Below are 16,880 nucleotides of genomic sequence, written 5' to 3'. Positions count from 1 at the left end.
GTTGAAGAGTTGATGGGATAGTTGAAAAAGCCCTAATTTTCATCATTGTTAATTGCTCATTGAACATTGATAATTAATAAAGTAGGGTTTTTTATTTTGTAATTGTTATAAGGAAGTAAAGCATAGAAACCATGCAGGAAAATTACTTGGCAAAATGGCTCAGCGGAGAGCTTTCTAAGGAAGAGCTTGCGGAATTTAAAAAGTCCGATGCGTATGCTTCTTTTGAAAAGCTCAAGGAGGTTTCCAGCACTTTGGAGGCCCCCGAGTTCAATGTGGACCAAAGTTTGGCGCGCCTAAAAGAAGAGCGCTTGGGCCAAGCTCCAAAGGTCATTACATTGAATCCGTTCAAAAAATTCCTTCGGGTTGCCGCCGTTATTGCCGTATTGCTCGCCGGTTCCTATTTTTATCTGAATACTTTAAACGAGTCCGTTTCAACCGATTTTGCCGAACGCTCCGAAGTCACCCTTCCCGATGATTCCGAAATCTTCCTCAATGCCGGTTCCCAAGTCTCCTTCAGTAAAAAGAACTGGAACAAAAACCGAAATGTAACCCTTAAGGGAGAAGCCTTCTTCAAAGTTGCCAAAGGAAAAAAATTCACTGTGGAAACCGAACACGGCTCAGTGGCCGTATTGGGCACCCAATTCAATGTGGAAAATAGAAAGAATTTCTTCGAGGTCACCTGCTATGAAGGACTGGTCAGTGTTACCCATAACAACACAGAAACCAAATTGCCTGCCGGCACTTCGTTCATGGTGATCAATGGAAAAGTTATCGACACTTCCAAACCCAATGGTGATCAACCCACTTGGATGAACAACGAAAGTAGTTTTGAACGTATTCCCCTTCAATACGTCTTTAATGAGCTGGAAAGACAGTTCAACATCACTGTAAAAACCGAAAATGTAAACACCAATTTACTTTTTACTGGTACTTTTAGCAACACAGACCTCAATATGGCGTTAAAAAGTATAAGTACCCCGTCTCGCACAAACTTTAAAGTTGAGGGTGATAACGTACTTTTCTATGCTGGGAATACGCCGCAATAGCCAAATTGGCCTCTTTTTGGTTTTTTTGCTGTTCTTCTTCTGTTCAAATTATGCCCAAGAAAAACAGCAAGACCGTATGGATCTTATTCCATATATAAAAACCTTGGAAGAGCGCTTTGATGTCAAATTTTCATATCTCAATGAAGATTTGGAAGATATTTCCGTTGCCGTTCCCAAAAATCTGGTGGCACTGGATGACATCCTCGCTTATATTGAGTCCCAATTTCAAATAGAAACCGAAAAACTCAACGACCGCTATTATACCTTGACAAAACTTCCTTTGGTGACCCTCTGCGGAAGTGTGCTCGACAATTTTGCGGAAAACACCATTCCCGGGGCAACCATAGAGGTCTTGGGAGCCAACAATGCCCGAACTACTGATGTCAATGGTAGTTTCACCTTTTCAAATGTACCTAGAGATGCCTCTCTTAAAATTCGGTACTTGGGTTACCTCACCAAATACATCAGTGTTGAAAATCTGTTGCAACAAGGAGGATGCCCCAAAATACTTATGGCCCAGCATTATGAGCAATTGGATGAAGTCATCGTATACAAATTCTTGACCACGGGACTCATCAAGGAAACTGATGCCAGCATTACCATGAACACAGCGGAGTTTGGTATTCTTCCCGGACTCATTGAGCCCGATATCCTACAGACCGTTCAAGCGTTGCCGGGCATTAAAAGTATTGATGAGACCGTATCCGACATCAATGTAAGAGGAGGCACCAACGACCAGAACCTCATTCTTTGGAACGGCATTAAAATGTATCAATCCGGGCACTTTTTTGGGTTGATTTCTGCCTTCAACCCCTATTTAACGGATAAAATTTCGGTGATTAAAAACGGAACCCCGGCCAACTTTGGTGATGGGGTAAGCAGTGTCATCCAAATGGAGACCAGCAATCATATCGCTGATGGTTTTGAAGGCGGTGCCGGATTCAATTTTATCAGTGGGGATGTTTTTGGACAGTTTCCTTTGAATGACAAACTAGGTTTCCAATTCTCAGCAAGGCGCTCCACTACCGATTTCTTGAACACGCCCACCTATAATAAGTTTTTTGACCGGGCCTTTCAGGACAGTGAAGTGACCGATGAGGACAATGTGGCCGTGGAAGATGAGATTGCCCGGAATGAGGACTTCTTTTTCTATGACTTCTCGGGAAAACTGTTATATGACATCAACGATGCACACAAATTCAGGGTGAGTGCCATTAGCCTGAACAATAATCTTCGGTACGTTGAAAATAACATGACGGACAACGAAACCACTACCAGCTTGTTGAAACAGACCAACCTTTCCGTTGGGGGTCAGCTACAAAGCCAGTGGACCAATCGATTTTCCAGCCATTTAAACGTCTACTACTCCAAATACAATTTGGATGGCCAAAGTGTGTTCAACCAAGTACGGCAATTGAACCAAAAAAATAGTGTGGATGAAAGGGCTGTAAAGCTCAATACCGAATATGAACTTACGGACCATTTGCAATGGACCAACGGGTTTCAATATATTGAAACGGGAATAACAAACACCACCAATGTTACCCAGCCACCCTTTGCCAGTGATATAAAAGGGGTAATCCGAATCCATGCTCCGTATTCCGAAATTGGGTATGCATCCTTTCAAAATAAGTTTATCGGCAAATTTGGAGCACGGCTGAATTTTATAGAAAATCTGGACACTTTCAATACATTTTTGGTGGAACCCCGAATCAACCTTAATTTTCGACTGGCCAATTATCTACGTGCCGAGGTTTTGGGGGAGTTTAAGAGCCAGACCACCAATCAGGTCATTGATTTGGAGCAAAACTTTCTGGGTATTGAAAAACGTAGATGGATTCTATCCGATGACGACACTCTACCTGTAACCCAAAGCAAACAAGGTTCGGTGGGCATCAATTATGAGCGAAACAATTTTTATGTGGGCCTTGAGGGCTTCTACAAAAATGTGGACGGTATCAGCACCAGCACCCAGGGGTTCCAAAACCAAGACCAGTTTAGTGGGGAAATTGGAAGCTATGATGTAAAAGGCATCGAATTTCTCATCAACAAAAGAGGAGACCACTACAGCACATGGTTGAGCTATGCCTACAACAAGAACGATTATACCTTCGATTCGATTGTGCCGCACAGCTTTCCCAACAATCTGGATATCCGCCACACCATCACTTTTGCGGGCACCTATACCTACAGGAACCTAAAATTGAGTGTTGGGATCAACTACCGCACAGGAAAACCCTATACCCAACCCTTGGAAGGCGACGAAGCCTTGGACACCACTTTTTTTCCGGCGCGAATCAATTATGAATCGCCAAACAGCAGTCGCCTTCCCGAATATTTTAGGGCAGACGCCTCGGCCATTTACAGTTTTAATTTAACTCGGGGCATCAAAGCCAATGCAGGAATATCTGTACTGAACATGACCAACCGCAAAAACAGCCTTAACCGATACTATCGGGTCAACAATGAAAACCAGATTGAAACGGTAGAAAGTGTTTCGCTGGGCATTACGCCCAATGTTAGTTTTAGGGTGAGTTTTTAAATCGGTCCAAATGTCATTCCTGCGAAGGCAGGAATCCAAAAAACACTCAAAAAATATGGATTCAACATCATGTGCGGAATGTCAATTGAGTCATAGCGTCATGCCGAACTGGTTTCGGCATCTCATTCTCACAAAATAAGACCCTGAAATGAACCTGCCTACCGGCCAGGCAGGTTCAGGATGACGATTACATTTTAAAATGGGTGATTCAATTAAAATAAAAACTGTCAATTCCAATGAAATGAGGTAGTGTGACATATCAAAGCTCGCACTATTTTCATATACAAATCACTCCAAAGAATGGATTCCTACTTACGCTGGAATGACAACTCTTGTCAAAGCTCGGAGGGTTTGAAGGGTTACATCCGTTCTGGAACAGCAATCCCCAATAATCTAAAGGCAGATTGAATCACCTCACCCACTTTTTGGGACAACTGCACCCGAAACTGCTTTTTCTGCTCATCTGGTTCCCCTAAAATGGACACTTGCTGGTAGAACGAATTGAATTCCTTCACCAAATCATAGGTATAGTTGGCAATAAGGGCAGGACTGAAATTCTCCGCCGCCAATTGAACGGTCTCCGGAAACAATTGAATGCCCTTCAACAGTTCCTTCTCCTTTTCATGGAGGTCGAATGTCATGTCGAGCGCAGTCGAGACATCAAAATCCGCTTTTCGGAGAATGGACTGAATCCGAGCATAGGTATATTGGATAAACGGCCCGGTGTTCCCTTGAAAATCCACAGATTCTTCGGGGTTGAACAAAATTCGTTTCTTGGGATCCACTTTCAGGATATAATATTTCAAGGCTCCCAAACCAATGGTACGGTATAAGCTTTGTTTTTCTTCCTCAGTATAGCCTTCCAATTTGCCCAATTCCGAAGAAATGGTCTCTGCGGTCTCCTCCATGTTTTGGATAAGGTCATCTGCATCTACCACGGTACCTTCCCTACTCTTCATTTTCCCGCTGGGCAGGTCCACCATCCCATAACTCAAATGGTACAATTGTTCCGCCCACGAATAGCCCAATTTTTTCAGGATAAGGAACAACACCTTAAAATGGTAGTCCTGTTCGTTTCCTACGGTGTACACCATCCCATTGATATCCGGAAAATCCGTTACCCTCTGAATGGCCGTTCCAATATCTTGGGTCATGTACACTGCCGTACCATCGGAACGGAGCACGATTTTCTCATCCAGTCCCTCATCCGTAAGGTCTATCCAAACGCTGCCATCCTCTTTTTTAAAGAAAACCCCTTTTTCAAGACCATCTTTTACCACATCACGGCCCAACAAATAGGTGTCGCTTTCATAATAGAGTTTGTCAAAATCAACCCCTAGATTTTTATACGTGGTATCAAAGCCGGCATATACCCAGCTGTTCATCTTTTTCCAAAGGGCCACCACCTCAGCATCACCAGCCTCCCATTTACGGAGCATTTCTTGGGCTTCCAAAAGTATGGGGGCCTCTTTTTCCGCTTTTTCCTTTTCCATGCCACCCTCGACCAACTCGGCAATCTGTTCTTTGTACGCTTTGTCAAAGGCCACATAGTATTTCCCCACCAAATGGTCGCCTTTTAATCCAGAAGATTCTGGGGTCTCGCCCTCACCAAACTTTTGCCAGGCCAACATACTCTTACAGATATGGATGCCCCGGTCGTTGATGATCTGGGTCTTGTACACTTTTTTGCCCGAAGCCTTTAAAATCTCAGCTACGGAATAGCCCAAAAGGTTGTTTCGGATGTGCCCCAAATGCAAGGGTTTGTTGGTATTGGGCGACGAATATTCAACCATGATCGCATCCTTGGAGGCATTTTTCACATACCCATAATCCGCTTCATCCTTGATGCTGTTGAAAAAGTTGAGATAGTAGCTATCCTCGATAACAATGTTCAAAAAACCTTGAACCACGTTACATTTGGCCACTTCAGACACATGTTCCTGCAAATAATCCCCAATTTGGGTACCGATCTGCACAGGATTGCCCTTTACAAAACGAAGCATGGGAAAGACCACCACAGTAACATCTCCCTCAAAATCCTTTCGGGTGGGTTGAAATTCCACCGTGGGCAATTCCACTTGGTACAATTCTTTTACGGCATCTTTGACCTTTTGGCCCAAATCGTTTTGCAAACTCATCTCAAAAAGCGTTTCAGCCCGCAAAACTACGTATTTTTTACACGTTTGACATAAGAATCATAGTGCCAAGCATGATGAGTACACCCAATTTTGAGTATTTTTAAGCATGCTTCTAAACGTTTCCTATTCCGATATGGACATCGCCCGAAAAATTGACGAGGCCGTGGGCAAGCCTTTTCCCTTAAGGGAACGCTTTGCCATGGGCGGTATTGGCTCCCCAAAACTGTACATTACCCAAACCAGCATGGAAATTCAAAATTTGTTGATCTTGGACAACAACCTGAACACCTGCAACATCGAAATCCGTCCCAAGGGCATCATTGTGCGGTTCCGTTCGCTATTGGAAACCTACGGACTCATCATCCCCTACTACAAATTAAAGCTCTACAAGGGCGAAAGCACCATCCATTCCATTTATAGGGACCACCATTTCATCAAGGTGAAATCGGACACCAAGGCTATACAACGATTCTTTAAAAAATTATTGGATCACAAAGCAGACAATACACCAACATCCATTGAAGATTTATGAACTGGTTCAAAAAACATCCCAGAGTCGAAGTAAAACCTTCCCAAGCGGACCAACTGCTTTACCGCGCTGGATGGATGGTGGTGGCCGTGAATGTCTTTTTGGTCTGGGGGGTCTATTTTGATTTGCCCGATACCATTCCCACCCATTTCAATTTTCAGGGCCAAGTGGATGGGTACGGGCACAAATCCGCACTTTGGGCCATTCCCATGCTCAGTGCCGGCCTCTATTTGGCCTTGGGACTCATTGCCACCAAACTAAAACCGTGGCTCATGAACTACCCTGTTAAAGTGACCGAGGAAAATGCCCCAAAATTATATCCCTTGGCCTTTCGGATGCTGGCCGTTATGAATTTCTGTTTTGTGATGGCCTTTTTGATCACCACCGGAATCATCCTCCTTAAAATAAAGGGGTGGGTAGATGCGCTGGATGTGCAGCTCCTTATTGGACTGTGGGTACTTAATGGTTTGATTCCCCTGTATTTTGTGTACAAGATGATCGTGGTGGTTCGGGAGTAACAATGGGCGAAAGGAAAAAGGTAAAGATCAAAAAATCGTCATTTCGAATGGCACGCGGTAGCGTGCTGTATCGAGAAATCGAAGATTCAACGTAGCCAATCGATTTTTTGCATACCGCCAAAGTAGGTCTCGATACATTCCAAACTTCGTTTGCAACACTCGACCTGACAACATCGGGCACCTTCGAGTAATTTGTGCCATTCCTACCTGCGGCTGGCAGGCGTGTCAAGTGCTTCTTCGTTTCCTGCCCGTCCGGCAGGCGGGCACTTAGAATGACAAATAGGGTGTTCGTGGAAATTAGTGCAATTTCTGTCAAGCCCCGAAAGAGATACTGACCGGTACCCAGAATGACAAGTGGAGATTTCCTTTTATCTTCGGGAAAACAAAAAACGATTTACAACTTTTTAAAACATAACCCACTTTTGGCGGTCTCCACGGGGCTGCTGTTGCTGTTCTCCATTGCGGTGTTCCTTTTTACGGAGTGGAGCTACCAATCCATTGAGGTGCTATCACTCTGGGTGCGGTCACACTTTGGGTATTTTTATCTGTATCTGGGCCTTGGCTGTGTGCTACTGCTCTTGGGCATTGCCATATCGCCCTGGGGCAAGCTCAAATTGGGCAAGCCCAACGAAAAACCGGAACATTCACTCTGGGCGTGGGCCAGTATGCTCTACAGCACGGGCATGGGGGCCGGTATTTTGCTTCGGGCCGTACAGGAACCCGTTTTTATGCAGCAAAACCCGCCCATTGCCACCAATAGTGCCCCGGAAATTTTGGCACTGGAGTTTACCTTTTACCAATGGGGCTTTACCGCTTGGGCCTTTTACGGATTGTTTGCCCTGATCATTGGCCATGCGCTCTTTACCAAAAACCAAAAAGTGCTGGTGAGCAGTTCCATTCCACAAAAGTTCAAGGGCACCAAACGCGCCAATGCATTGGATATTCTGGCCATCATCACCACCGTTTTTGGGTTGATCGCCGCCGTGGGGTTGGGCACCGCACAGATTACCGGAGGGCTCAACCATGTTTTTCAATCTGAGTTTGGGGTGGCTGCCACCTTGCTTCTAGCGATTCTGATCTCCGCCATTGCGTTTGTCTCCGTGTGGTTGGGGGTGGACAAGGGCATCAAACGGATTTCCAAGTTCAATATTTTGGTGACCTTGCTGCTGTTGGCCTTTGTGTTCGTCAACAGCAATATGGGGGATATCCTGCTTTCCTTCGGAAAGGCCTCTTTGCACTACCTCAAGGATTTTGTTCCGATGAGCATCGCAGTGGGACGCTACAACCCCGGGCTGGAGTTCCTCACGGATTGGACCTTTTACTATTGGGCCTTTTGGCTGGCCTGGGCACCCTTTACCGGTATCTTCATCGCCCGAATTTCTCGGGGTCGAACGCTGCGGCAAATGTTGTTGGGTGTATTGATCTTGCCTTCGTTGGGAACCTTCTTTTGGTTTTCGGTCTTTGGCACTTCGGCCTTTGGTATTATTGAAGGCTGGGGCAGCTACCAAAATGAATTTGGCAGTGTATTCTCGTCCATTTTTGTCTTTTTTGGGGAATATCCGTTTTCGGGCTTGCTCAACAGCATAACCATTTTGCTTTTAGTGAGTTTTTTGGTCACTTCGGTGGACTCTGCCGTATTTGTGCTGAGCATGTTTACGGACAAAGGGAATCCCAATCCGCAACGGAAACATCGATTGATCTGGTCCGTCATTGTTCTGTTGTCCACTTTGGCACTTATCCTCCTTGGCAATGCCAAACCGGATATTGATGTGCTCACCGCCGTTCAAAAACTACTCATCATCACCTCCCTGCCCTTTGCCTTTTTTATGGTATTTATGGCAGTGGTGTTTCTTAGTAGTTTTAAAAGAAGGGGGTAAGGCGCTCTTGTGGGGATACTTTTTGATCTATCGTGAACAATAAGACACAGGACATAGGGCGTAAGATGTTAGTCTATTGGAATTTGTGAACATTCGTGATATTTGTATTAAACCAAAAAAATCGACAAGGAGTGGTTTTTTGGTGGTTGAGCCCTTCGACTATGCTCAGGATAAACTAAAGTCGAAACCAAAGAAATTTTGCCTGCCTGCCGGAGGCAGGTATCGAGAAATCGAAGATTCAGCGTAGCCAATCGATTTTTGCATACCGCCAAAGCAGGTCTCGATACATTCCAAACTCCGTTTGCAACACTCCACCTGACAACAAAAGGCATTCGAGAGAATTCGTGTAATCAGTGTCAGACCAATAACACCCCTAAAGTCCCCCTGCCTACGGTAGGCAAGCCTCAAGGGGACAATTCCAAAAATTCTGTTACAAAATCCAACCCAATTCGTCTTACCTTGTGTGCAACCTTTTGCAGTTTGCACAGTCTTTATACAAACACATCAAAAAACGAACAGATGACCTTGCCCAACACCAAGATCTTCCCCTTTCTATTTTTGCTCATGGCCCTTCCCATGGCTGCCCAGACCATCAGCTCCAAACTGGTGGACGCCAAGACCCAAAAAGGCATTCCCTATGCCACCATCCAATATGGCGAGCACAAGGGTGTAATCACCAACGATGAAGGTCGTTTCAGCTTTATGTTGGAAGGAGGAATAGCCCCCGATTCCATTTACATCTCCTCCATGGGGTACGAGAAAAAGGGCTTCGCCCTAACCCAATTGCAAGACAGTTTGGTACTCCTCCAACCCAAGGCCATTGCACTCAGTGGGGTGTATGTCTTCAACGAGGAACTGGAGGTGGACGAGATCATCGAGAAAATGGTGGAGCGGCTTCCGCAGAACATCAACAAGGAACCCATAAAACAACGCTTCTTTTTGCGGCAGTCCGAGTTTGCCACCATCAACAAGGTGGACTTCGGTTTTAAGAAATCCTCCATTGCCGAGCTCAACAAAGAACTCATGGACAGCCTTGCGCAATCCATCCCCAAAAACGGCCACCACTATACCGAAAGTCTGGGCGACCTCTACAAGAACAATGGCAAGTACAAACTGGACATCATCAAGGCCGCCGATCTGTACGACAAGAACCAAGTGGGCTCTTTTGAGGAACTCGGTGAGCGCATGCAGACCATTTTTACCGAAAACATTAAGCCCGATTCTTACCTGAAGATCAAATCGGGCATCTTTAGCCAAAAGGTGCAGGTGGATTCCATCCTCAGCGATATGGAAGAAGAACAGGCCGAACAGGCGGAAGAGGTGAAAAAAAACCTCGATAAAAAGAAAAACACCGGGCTGGTGGACAGTCAGCGCCATGCTTTTACCGAACTGCTCACCGAACTGTACTACAACGAGGACAGCAAACTGGACCTCATTTCCAAGACCCGAAGGTACGACTTTAGCCTAGTGGGCTATGCCGAAATTGCCGATGCCGGGGTGTACGTCATCGATTTTGAGCCCAAGCGCAGCAGTGCCGATTTTAAGGGCCGCCTCTATATAAATATAGCCGATTTTGCCCTAATGCGGTTGGATGTGCAGAACACGGACCGCCTGCGCAACTTTAGGCTGCTGGGCATTACCTACCGCGAAGTGCTCTACAAGGGCACCATGCGCTTTGCCCAACTGCCCAATGGCAAGTACGACCTTCGCTTTATGGACTTTACCTTTGGCCGCTACTTTGCCGTGGACCGCCCCCTAAAAGTGGTGGAAAAGAACAAGCACGTAAAGGGCCGCCGTAAGCAGAACGAACTCTTGCTGACCATCGACTTTCGGATGAGTCCCACCCAAAAATGGGAACTGGTGGTGTTTGACCAAGATCTGGTGAGCGAAGACCAGTTCACCAACTTTACCGAGGACAAGACCGCCCGCGCCACCTATATGCCCACGTATGACCCCGAGTTTTGGCAGGGCCATACCATTATGGAGCCCAACCAGGCGATACGGGAGTTCACTGTAGAAGAGTAACCATCTGTTTTCGCTTCTTAATAGACAAGACAATTCAACTGTGTGAAAACCTGTTAAACCTGATTAAACATTTTATCCATAACCACTTGAACACACTTTAATCAATTTTAACATAGTTTAAGTGCGTTTATTTCATTTGTTTCGTTTATTTCGTATAATGAAAACTCACATACGCCATGGAAACGTTTAAAAATGTCAATAAACCTTCAAAGGACGAGCAAAAAATTGCACTCGAATCCTATGATGCTTTGGCAACGATAATCAAGGAATTAAAATCTGACAATCCAGAAATTGAAATTGAGGAGACCCAAGAACGTATAAGAATCCCTTTGAGTGCCCTAAAGCTTTTAGGTGATATTCTGGAGGCAATGAGTAAAGGAAAACCATTTTCCCTGGTTCCTGTTGCGACTGAGGTAACAACCCAAAAAGCTGCTGAAATATTGGGCTGTTCAAGACCCCATTTTGTCAAATTGTTAGAGAGTGGTGAAATAGAGTTCACTAAAATAGGTAAGCATCGGAGGGTTAAGTTTGAGGATGTGATGAAATACAAAAGAAAAATGAAAGCTTTCCAGAAGAAGCACATTATCGATATTATGCGATCTGACGAAGAAACTGGATTATATGATTCATAGTGTACGTTTCATCTGTGTCTTGGACACGAATGTCATCTACCCTATTGAAATTCGTGATTTGCTTTTTTGGTTTGCCTATTACGACCTTTATACCCCAAAGTGGAGTGAACACATTTTTGATGAATGGGCAAGTGTTATGGAACGCAAGGGAATAGCTCCAGAGGAATTAAAAAAAAGATTGGATAAGGCCAACTTGGCCTTTCCCGATGCCTTGGTCAACAATTACTCAGGGCTGATTTCTGGATTAAATTTGCCCGACCCAAAGGACTGCCATGTTTTGGCGGCGGCGATTAAAACCAATGCCAATGTTATTGTGACGAACAACATAAAGGATTTTCCAAAAGACTACCTTTCCTCATTTGGGCTGTCGGTGAAAACTGCTGATGATTTCCTGACCGATATTATTGACCTAAACCCCGAAGAAGCCGTTAAAGCATTTAAAGAAATGGTCCTCAACCGTAGAAATCCAGATTTGGATGAGTATCAGGTGCTTGATATACTTAGAAAACAAGGGTTAACAGCTACTGCCAATTTCCTACATTCCCAACTTTAATTGCTTTTTTTAATGTTGGTTAGTTTCCAACATACAAATTTCAGATAAGGGGACGTCCAGGGCTTGGCTGATGCGGTAAAGGGTATGGATAGTGGCGTTGGTTCTTATCCTTTAACCCTTCAACCTTGCACCCAACACCTTTTACCCTTCACCCAAAACCCTTCACCCCTCTTGCCATTTATGGCATGTACCAGCTGCCGAAAAAGCCTTTTCTTGCTCCCAATATGGAAAAAAATGAAACTTTTAGCGAATGGATTGTTGACAGCTACGGCGCTCCTGAAAAATTAGCCCAAATTTTGGAGTTAGGTATTTTTATGCTGTTCTTTTTAGATGAAGACACCTTCTCCCGAAGGGAGGTGCAAGATGTGGCAGAAGCGATGAGGGGGATTGTGGTGGGGTTGAGGGGTTGATGATATAATTTATAATCTTGGCACTTTATTCATTGTCATAATTCTCAATTGTTGCCAATAATTGCTTTTCAAATCTATAAATGTCATCAACAGACTTAATTTTTTGTTTGGTTTCGTTCTTTGATTCATCAAATAGACTGATGTACTTCGTACCTCCATTTAAATGAAGCCTACAGATTGGTTTTCTGTTGTTGTCATCCAATAGTATTCCAAAATAAGATTGTGTATCTCTGTGTACAATTCTCTCTTTCTCGATTTTTCTGCGGAGAATTGCTAGTACAATTTGATAGCCTTCCATTTCTTCCTCCGTTGTATCAACCTTACTTTCTGGCTTTTCCTCAATTTGATTTTCAGCAAGTTGCTTTTCTTGCTCACTACTTAGAGCAGAATTAAGCCTATCATTTACTTTTTCACTGATAGTTTGGTTGAAAGCCTTTCCAACTATTTCGGTAAATTCATTCATAACCTTAGCAGTAAGACGTCCATTATATGCTCGATTCGCAAATAATTTGACAAAGTCTTGAGAAGGCTCACTAAGTTCTTGGTCAATTAAAGACTTCACTTCGCGAGTATATTTTAAATTACTCGCATTATCAACAATTTTAGAAATGTCAAATTTTGATTTGTGAAATTTTTCAATCTCCTTGACTGTGTTCTCTTTCAGTTTTGTTATGTCAAATTCCAAAAATGGCTTTTCGTCCATTTTGTTGGTTTCTTCCAAATCAGTATAAAATCTGTAAACGATGCCATTTGTCAAAAGAGCAAAGCGTGTTTTGGTTACATGAAAATATCTGAAAAGTTGTGAGTTAAAAACATCTAAGTTTTGTTTCCAATGCTTGCATTCAATGATTAAAATTGGGTTCCCTTCTTGAAATATTGCATAATCAACTTTCTCTCCTTTTTTTAATCCCAAATCAGCAGTAAACTCTGGAACGACCTCTGTTGGGTTAAAGGTATCATATCCTAAAATATTGATGAACGGAAGAGTAAATGCATGTTTTGTTGACTCCTCTGTATCAATCTTATCCTTTAATTGTTCAATTTTGTCAGCAAGACCTTTGAGTTGATTATATAACTCCATATTAATGCTTGATTTTCATTTACTAAAAAATTCTTTAAAAAAGGAGCTTTTAGACAAAGAACCAGGGGGGATAAAACTGCTAAAAACCAACCTAATATACACCATTTTGTCAAAATATCTTACAAAGGATGGCGGAAAGCACTCTTGTGGGGCTGATTATGGGGATATCGTGAGCAATACAGACAAAAGACGTAAGACATTAGACTTCAAGTCCATTAGAATTTGTGAAAATTAGTGGAAACAGTGTCAAAAAAATGCAGGCTGGTCTGACCATGAACCCATCATGAAAAAAGATTCTTCGCTTTGCTCGAAATGACAAAAGGCAACCAACATCATGCCGAACCTATTTCGGCATCCCATCCCTGCAATGAGACCCTGAAATAAACCTGCCTACCGGCCAGGTAGGTTCAAGGTGACGCACAAACAAACCGCAAGTCATTTCGAGTGGCGCGCGGCAGCGTGCTGTATCGAGAAATCGAGGATTCAGCGTAGCTGATCTATTTTTTCCATGCCAAACAAAAGGTCTCGATACGTTCCAAACTCCGTTTGCAACACTCGACCTGACAACAAAAGACATTCGAGAGAATTCGTGGAATTCCTACCTACGGCAGGCGGGCGTGTCAGACCAACAACACCCCTAAAGTCCCCTGCCTGCGGCAGGAAGGCCTCAAGGGGACAATCCAAAAATGTCACATCGAGCTTCCACCCGTGCCGTTCGGACGGGCAGTCGAGATGCTTTGCCTACCTTTCGACTGCGCTCAAGATGACAAAGCATTCAAGATAATTAGTAAAATTCCTGCCTTCGGAAGGCCTGTGAATGGGCAGGCCAGCGCCAAGGGGACGCTACGCCTTCGGCAAAAACACCTCCGCCATCATGCAGCGGGCACTACCCCCTCCAGAAGCTTCAATGGTATCCAATGGACTGTGGATAATGGCACAATGCTTTTCAATGGCCTTGATCTGGTCTTCCCGAAGACTGTTGTAGGCTTGGCTGCTCATCACCATATAACGTTGGTCATTGGCACCAATTACTTGAAGCATGTTCCCTGCAAAATGGTAGAGTTGCTCCTCGGTGATATCAATGATCTCCCTGCCATCCATTTTAATATGGTCCACCACATTTTTGCGCTCTTTTTTATCATCGATGGACTTTAAACAGATCACCACAAAGGTCTCTGCCATGGCCATCATTACATTGGTATGATAAATGGGCAAACGCTCACCATCCACACTTTGGTTAGCATGAAAAATTACGGGGAAGCAATCAAAATCCTCACAGAATTCAATAAAAAGCTCTTCGTGGGCCCGTTCAGATAACGCACAATAGGCCTTTTGATTGGTCCGGTCAATAAGAATGCTCCCAGTACCTTCCAAAAACACGCCTTCTTCCTCGGCCAAAGTGTAATCCATGATATTATTGATGACAAAACCTTCCCTTTCGAGCACATCAAAAATGTCCTCTCGGCGCTCCTTTCTCCGATTTTCAGCAAACATGGGATAGACACAGATGGTCCCACTCTCATGAAAAGAGACCCAGTTGTTCGGGAAGATGGAATCTGGGGTGTCGCGTTCCTTGGTATCATCCACCACAACCACGTTGACCCCGTGTTCGCGAAGTACCTTCACAAAGGCATCGAACTCCTCTTGGGCCTTTCGGTTGATTTCCGCATTTTTAAGGTGCAAGTCCTCTTGGAAGTAATTGTTGACCGCAGTCTGCTCATTCATCCGGAAATTCACCGGACGAATCATTAGAATGGCATTGGTAATCTGTGCTTTCAATTCGTTTGTATGTTTAGTTGTTGTATGCAAGTAATCTTATTCCCGAATAAGGGGCATGGTACTGCACCGAAGCAGCCCCTCTTGTTTGGCGATTTCGGCATATGGGATCTCCTCAACCGTAAAACCTTGGTCGCGAAGCCAATTGTTCAGTCGGGTAAAGCTTTTTTCGGACACCACCACCTTGGGTGAAATGGAAAATACATTGCTGAACATTTGGTACATCTCATCCTTGGTGATCTCAAAAACATTCTCCTTCCCAAAGTAGTCCACCAACCATTGGTATTCTTCTTCCACCAAAAATCCATTTTGGTGCAGAATGGCCTTGTCCTTCCCTACGGGTTGAAAACAACAATCCAAATGCAGGGCATTTTCCTTGGGGTCGGTATTGGATTTCCTGAGCTCAAATGCCTTTACCGTTTTATGGGGAAACATCCTTCTGATATATTCCACCGCTTCTTTATTGGTTCGGGCCGTGATAAAATCGGGGTAATCCTCTCCTGTGTAGGTACCTATAAAAATGTAATCGTTCCAAGGCATCACATCGCCGCCCTCAATGTGTACTTCCTCGGGGGGGCGTATGATTTTGTTGGGGTCGATATTGTCCAACACCTCATGGATGGCCACAAATTCCCGTTCCCGATCGGGCAAAATATTGGCATGGAACAATTTGTCCTCAATTACAAAGGCAATGTCCCGTGAAAAAATTTGATTACAATTTTCCAATACCTCGGGACGATACACCTTCACCCCATATTTGTGGAACACTTGGGCAAAAGCTTCCATCTCCTTCACCATATCGGCTTCGGTGGGATAGGTCCCTGCCAAAATATGCTCCAAAGACTTTGGATCATAGGCCTCTTCAGGAGCGGGTGTAGGGCCACAGCTCTGGGCCGTTCCCAAAATCACTGCCTTTAAAGGGCTGGTCTCGTCTACAATGTTTAACTGCATCATACCGTAATCATTGAAGTGGGTGTGAATAGAAATAGGGATTTACCCCAAAAATTTTAAGGCAAATCTAGTGTTTTGACTCCTATTATCCTCCTACAAAATAGGAAAAAAGCCTTTTTTGCATATGGAATTTTATCAGCGAAAAAAAGAGAACTCTTTAAATTTTAACTACCTGATCTCTAATGCGTTAAAAAACACTATCTGATGTAAATTTTTATATGACAAATGTTGCCCATACATTTTTAATTACTACATTTGCAATAAGATTTTTCCTACATATGAAAAAAATGGTAATTTTATGTTTGTTGGCATCTGGAGCATTTGCGGTATGGGGCATCACCAATGCATTTCAAAGAGTTGGGCTGACCGCCACGTTTTCCACCGCGGATCAAAATGCGGATTCCCTGTACGCTACAAAATATAAGGATTGCATCACGCTGGGCGACTTTCCTGAGGGAACTTTAGCCAATGATAACCTAATTATTGAGAATGATTGGGATTTACTGAAGGTCAATGCTTCAATCAATAGGTATGGACAGTCTTTGGATTTAACCATTAAGAATTTGAATGCCATTGATGCCCACAATTTTCTCCATCAAGAGTTTGAACGATCAAAAAACGTAATGTCGAACAACGGTGATCTCTCTTGGATACGGGTCCATTACCACCGGGAGATCATGCGCATATGCTATGACAACGATAAATCACTGAACCTTAATTCCAGAAACAATCCCCGTAGCCTATAAACTAAAAAAGGGCGATTTTTCAATCGCCCTCCTATTTTATTTACTGTTCCCCCAAA

Annotated in this window: 14 protein-coding genes; 10 read left to right on the top strand and 4 right to left on the bottom strand. The window is 43.9% G+C overall.

Translation table 11 applies throughout. From position 1 onward, the window contains the following. Positions 1-131: 131 nt before the first annotated feature. Together A7D14_RS01890 and A7D14_RS01885 are read left to right on the top strand one after the other, a co-directional pair. A complete protein-coding gene (locus tag A7D14_RS01890) occupies positions 132-1,046 on the top strand; it encodes a FecR family protein (RefSeq protein WP_067029342.1) in 915 nt (304 codons plus the stop codon). Continuing rightward, a complete protein-coding gene (locus tag A7D14_RS01885; RefSeq protein WP_067029340.1) occupies positions 1,024-3,588 on the top strand; it encodes a carboxypeptidase-like regulatory domain-containing protein in 2,565 nt (854 codons plus the stop codon). Before A7D14_RS01890 ends, A7D14_RS01885 begins: the two co-directional genes overlap by 23 nt. Positions 3,589-3,947: 359 nt before the next feature. Here the strand turns inward: A7D14_RS01885 and argS are convergent, their stop codons facing one another. After that, positions 3,948-5,726, bottom strand: a complete 1,779-nt coding sequence (gene argS / locus A7D14_RS01880; protein ID WP_067029338.1) for an arginine--tRNA ligase — start codon at positions 5,724-5,726, stop codon at positions 3,948-3,950. A gap of 106 nt (positions 5,727-5,832) precedes the next feature. On the opposite strand from argS, the gene A7D14_RS01875 reads away from it, so the two are divergent. The 7 genes from A7D14_RS01875 to A7D14_RS01845 all read left to right on the top strand — a co-directional run bounded on the left by A7D14_RS01875 (position 5,833) and on the right by A7D14_RS01845 (position 12,270). Then, the gene (locus A7D14_RS01875) at positions 5,833-6,258 is read left to right on the top strand and encodes a hypothetical protein (protein ID WP_067029337.1); all 426 of its coding nucleotides are present in this window, start codon (positions 5,833-5,835) and stop codon (positions 6,256-6,258) included. Next, the gene (locus A7D14_RS01870; protein ID WP_067029335.1) at positions 6,255-6,773 is read left to right on the top strand and encodes a DUF1648 domain-containing protein; all 519 of its coding nucleotides are present in this window, start codon (positions 6,255-6,257) and stop codon (positions 6,771-6,773) included. The genes A7D14_RS01875 and A7D14_RS01870 overlap by 4 nt, the downstream gene beginning before the upstream one ends. Before the next feature lie 422 nt (positions 6,774-7,195). Further along, on the top strand, positions 7,196-8,650 hold the full coding sequence (locus A7D14_RS01865; RefSeq protein ID WP_067029440.1) for a BCCT family transporter: 1,455 nt from the start codon (positions 7,196-7,198) through the stop codon (positions 8,648-8,650). Between the two features lie 519 nt (positions 8,651-9,169). After that, complete coding sequence (locus tag A7D14_RS01860; protein WP_067029333.1) at positions 9,170-10,675, top strand: hypothetical protein; 1,506 nt, start codon at positions 9,170-9,172, stop codon at positions 10,673-10,675. Positions 10,676-10,851: 176 nt separating this feature from the next. Beyond that, positions 10,852-11,307, top strand: coding sequence for a helix-turn-helix domain-containing protein (locus tag A7D14_RS01855; protein WP_067029331.1), 456 nt, complete (start codon positions 10,852-10,854; stop codon positions 11,305-11,307). Then, complete coding sequence (locus A7D14_RS01850; RefSeq protein WP_067029329.1) at positions 11,297-11,860, top strand: PIN domain-containing protein; 564 nt, start codon at positions 11,297-11,299, stop codon at positions 11,858-11,860. The genes A7D14_RS01855 and A7D14_RS01850 overlap by 11 nt, the downstream gene beginning before the upstream one ends. 125 nt (positions 11,861-11,985) lie before the next feature. Continuing rightward, entirely contained in the window at positions 11,986-12,270 is a 285-nt protein-coding gene (locus A7D14_RS01845) for a hypothetical protein (protein ID WP_255307366.1), read from the top strand. 25 nt (positions 12,271-12,295) lie between these two features. Here A7D14_RS01845 and A7D14_RS01840 read toward each other — a convergent pair whose 3' ends face one another. The 3 genes from A7D14_RS01840 to A7D14_RS01825 all read right to left on the bottom strand — a co-directional run bounded on the left by A7D14_RS01840 (position 12,296) and on the right by A7D14_RS01825 (position 16,081). Then, on the bottom strand, positions 12,296-13,351 hold the full coding sequence (locus A7D14_RS01840; protein ID WP_067029325.1) for a type I restriction endonuclease: 1,056 nt from the start codon (positions 13,349-13,351) through the stop codon (positions 12,296-12,298). 843 nt (positions 13,352-14,194) lie between these two features. Beyond that, a complete protein-coding gene (gene ctlX, locus A7D14_RS01830) occupies positions 14,195-15,100 on the bottom strand; it encodes a citrulline utilization hydrolase CtlX (RefSeq protein ID WP_083157937.1) in 906 nt (301 codons plus the stop codon). Between the two features lie 66 nt (positions 15,101-15,166). After that, positions 15,167-16,081, bottom strand: coding sequence for a dimethylarginine dimethylaminohydrolase family protein (locus tag A7D14_RS01825; protein ID WP_067029322.1), 915 nt, complete (start codon positions 16,079-16,081; stop codon positions 15,167-15,169). A 275-nt stretch (positions 16,082-16,356) separates the two neighbouring features. Here A7D14_RS01825 and A7D14_RS01820 point away from each other — a divergent pair, with 275 nt between their 5' ends. Next, positions 16,357-16,824: a hypothetical protein gene (locus tag A7D14_RS01820; protein WP_067029320.1), complete on the top strand. Its 468-nt coding sequence runs from the start codon at positions 16,357-16,359 to the stop codon at positions 16,822-16,824. The last annotated feature ends 56 nt before the right edge of the window (positions 16,825-16,880 follow it).

Source organism: Allomuricauda sp. CP2A (assembly GCF_001683915.1).
Lineage (GTDB): Bacteria > Bacteroidota > Bacteroidia > Flavobacteriales > Flavobacteriaceae > Flagellimonas.
The sequence above is the reverse complement of the archived record's forward strand: the minus strand, read 5'-3'. Positions and strand labels throughout refer to the sequence as shown.

Coding starts and splice junctions, on each gene's coding strand:
- A7D14_RS01875 (WP_067029337.1), top strand. CDS start 5,833: ATGCTTCTAAACGTTTCCTATTCCGATATGGACATCGCCCGAAAAATT.
- A7D14_RS01885 (WP_067029340.1), top strand. CDS start 1,024: ATGCTGGGAATACGCCGCAATAGCCAAATTGGCCTCTTTTTGGTTTTT.
- A7D14_RS01850 (WP_067029329.1), top strand. CDS start 11,297: ATGATTCATAGTGTACGTTTCATCTGTGTCTTGGACACGAATGTCATC.
- A7D14_RS01840 (WP_067029325.1), bottom strand. CDS start 13,351: ATGGAGTTATATAATCAACTCAAAGGTCTTGCTGACAAAATTGAACAA.
- A7D14_RS01860 (WP_067029333.1), top strand. CDS start 9,170: ATGACCTTGCCCAACACCAAGATCTTCCCCTTTCTATTTTTGCTCATG.
- A7D14_RS01855 (WP_067029331.1), top strand. CDS start 10,852: ATGGAAACGTTTAAAAATGTCAATAAACCTTCAAAGGACGAGCAAAAA.
- A7D14_RS01890 (WP_067029342.1), top strand. CDS start 132: ATGCAGGAAAATTACTTGGCAAAATGGCTCAGCGGAGAGCTTTCTAAG.
- argS (WP_067029338.1), bottom strand. CDS start 5,726: ATGAGTTTGCAAAACGATTTGGGCCAAAAGGTCAAAGATGCCGTAAAA.
- ctlX (WP_083157937.1), bottom strand. CDS start 15,100: ATGATTCGTCCGGTGAATTTCCGGATGAATGAGCAGACTGCGGTCAAC.
- A7D14_RS01825 (WP_067029322.1), bottom strand. CDS start 16,081: ATGATGCAGTTAAACATTGTAGACGAGACCAGCCCTTTAAAGGCAGTG.
- A7D14_RS01820 (WP_067029320.1), top strand. CDS start 16,357: ATGAAAAAAATGGTAATTTTATGTTTGTTGGCATCTGGAGCATTTGCG.
- A7D14_RS01870 (WP_067029335.1), top strand. CDS start 6,255: ATGAACTGGTTCAAAAAACATCCCAGAGTCGAAGTAAAACCTTCCCAA.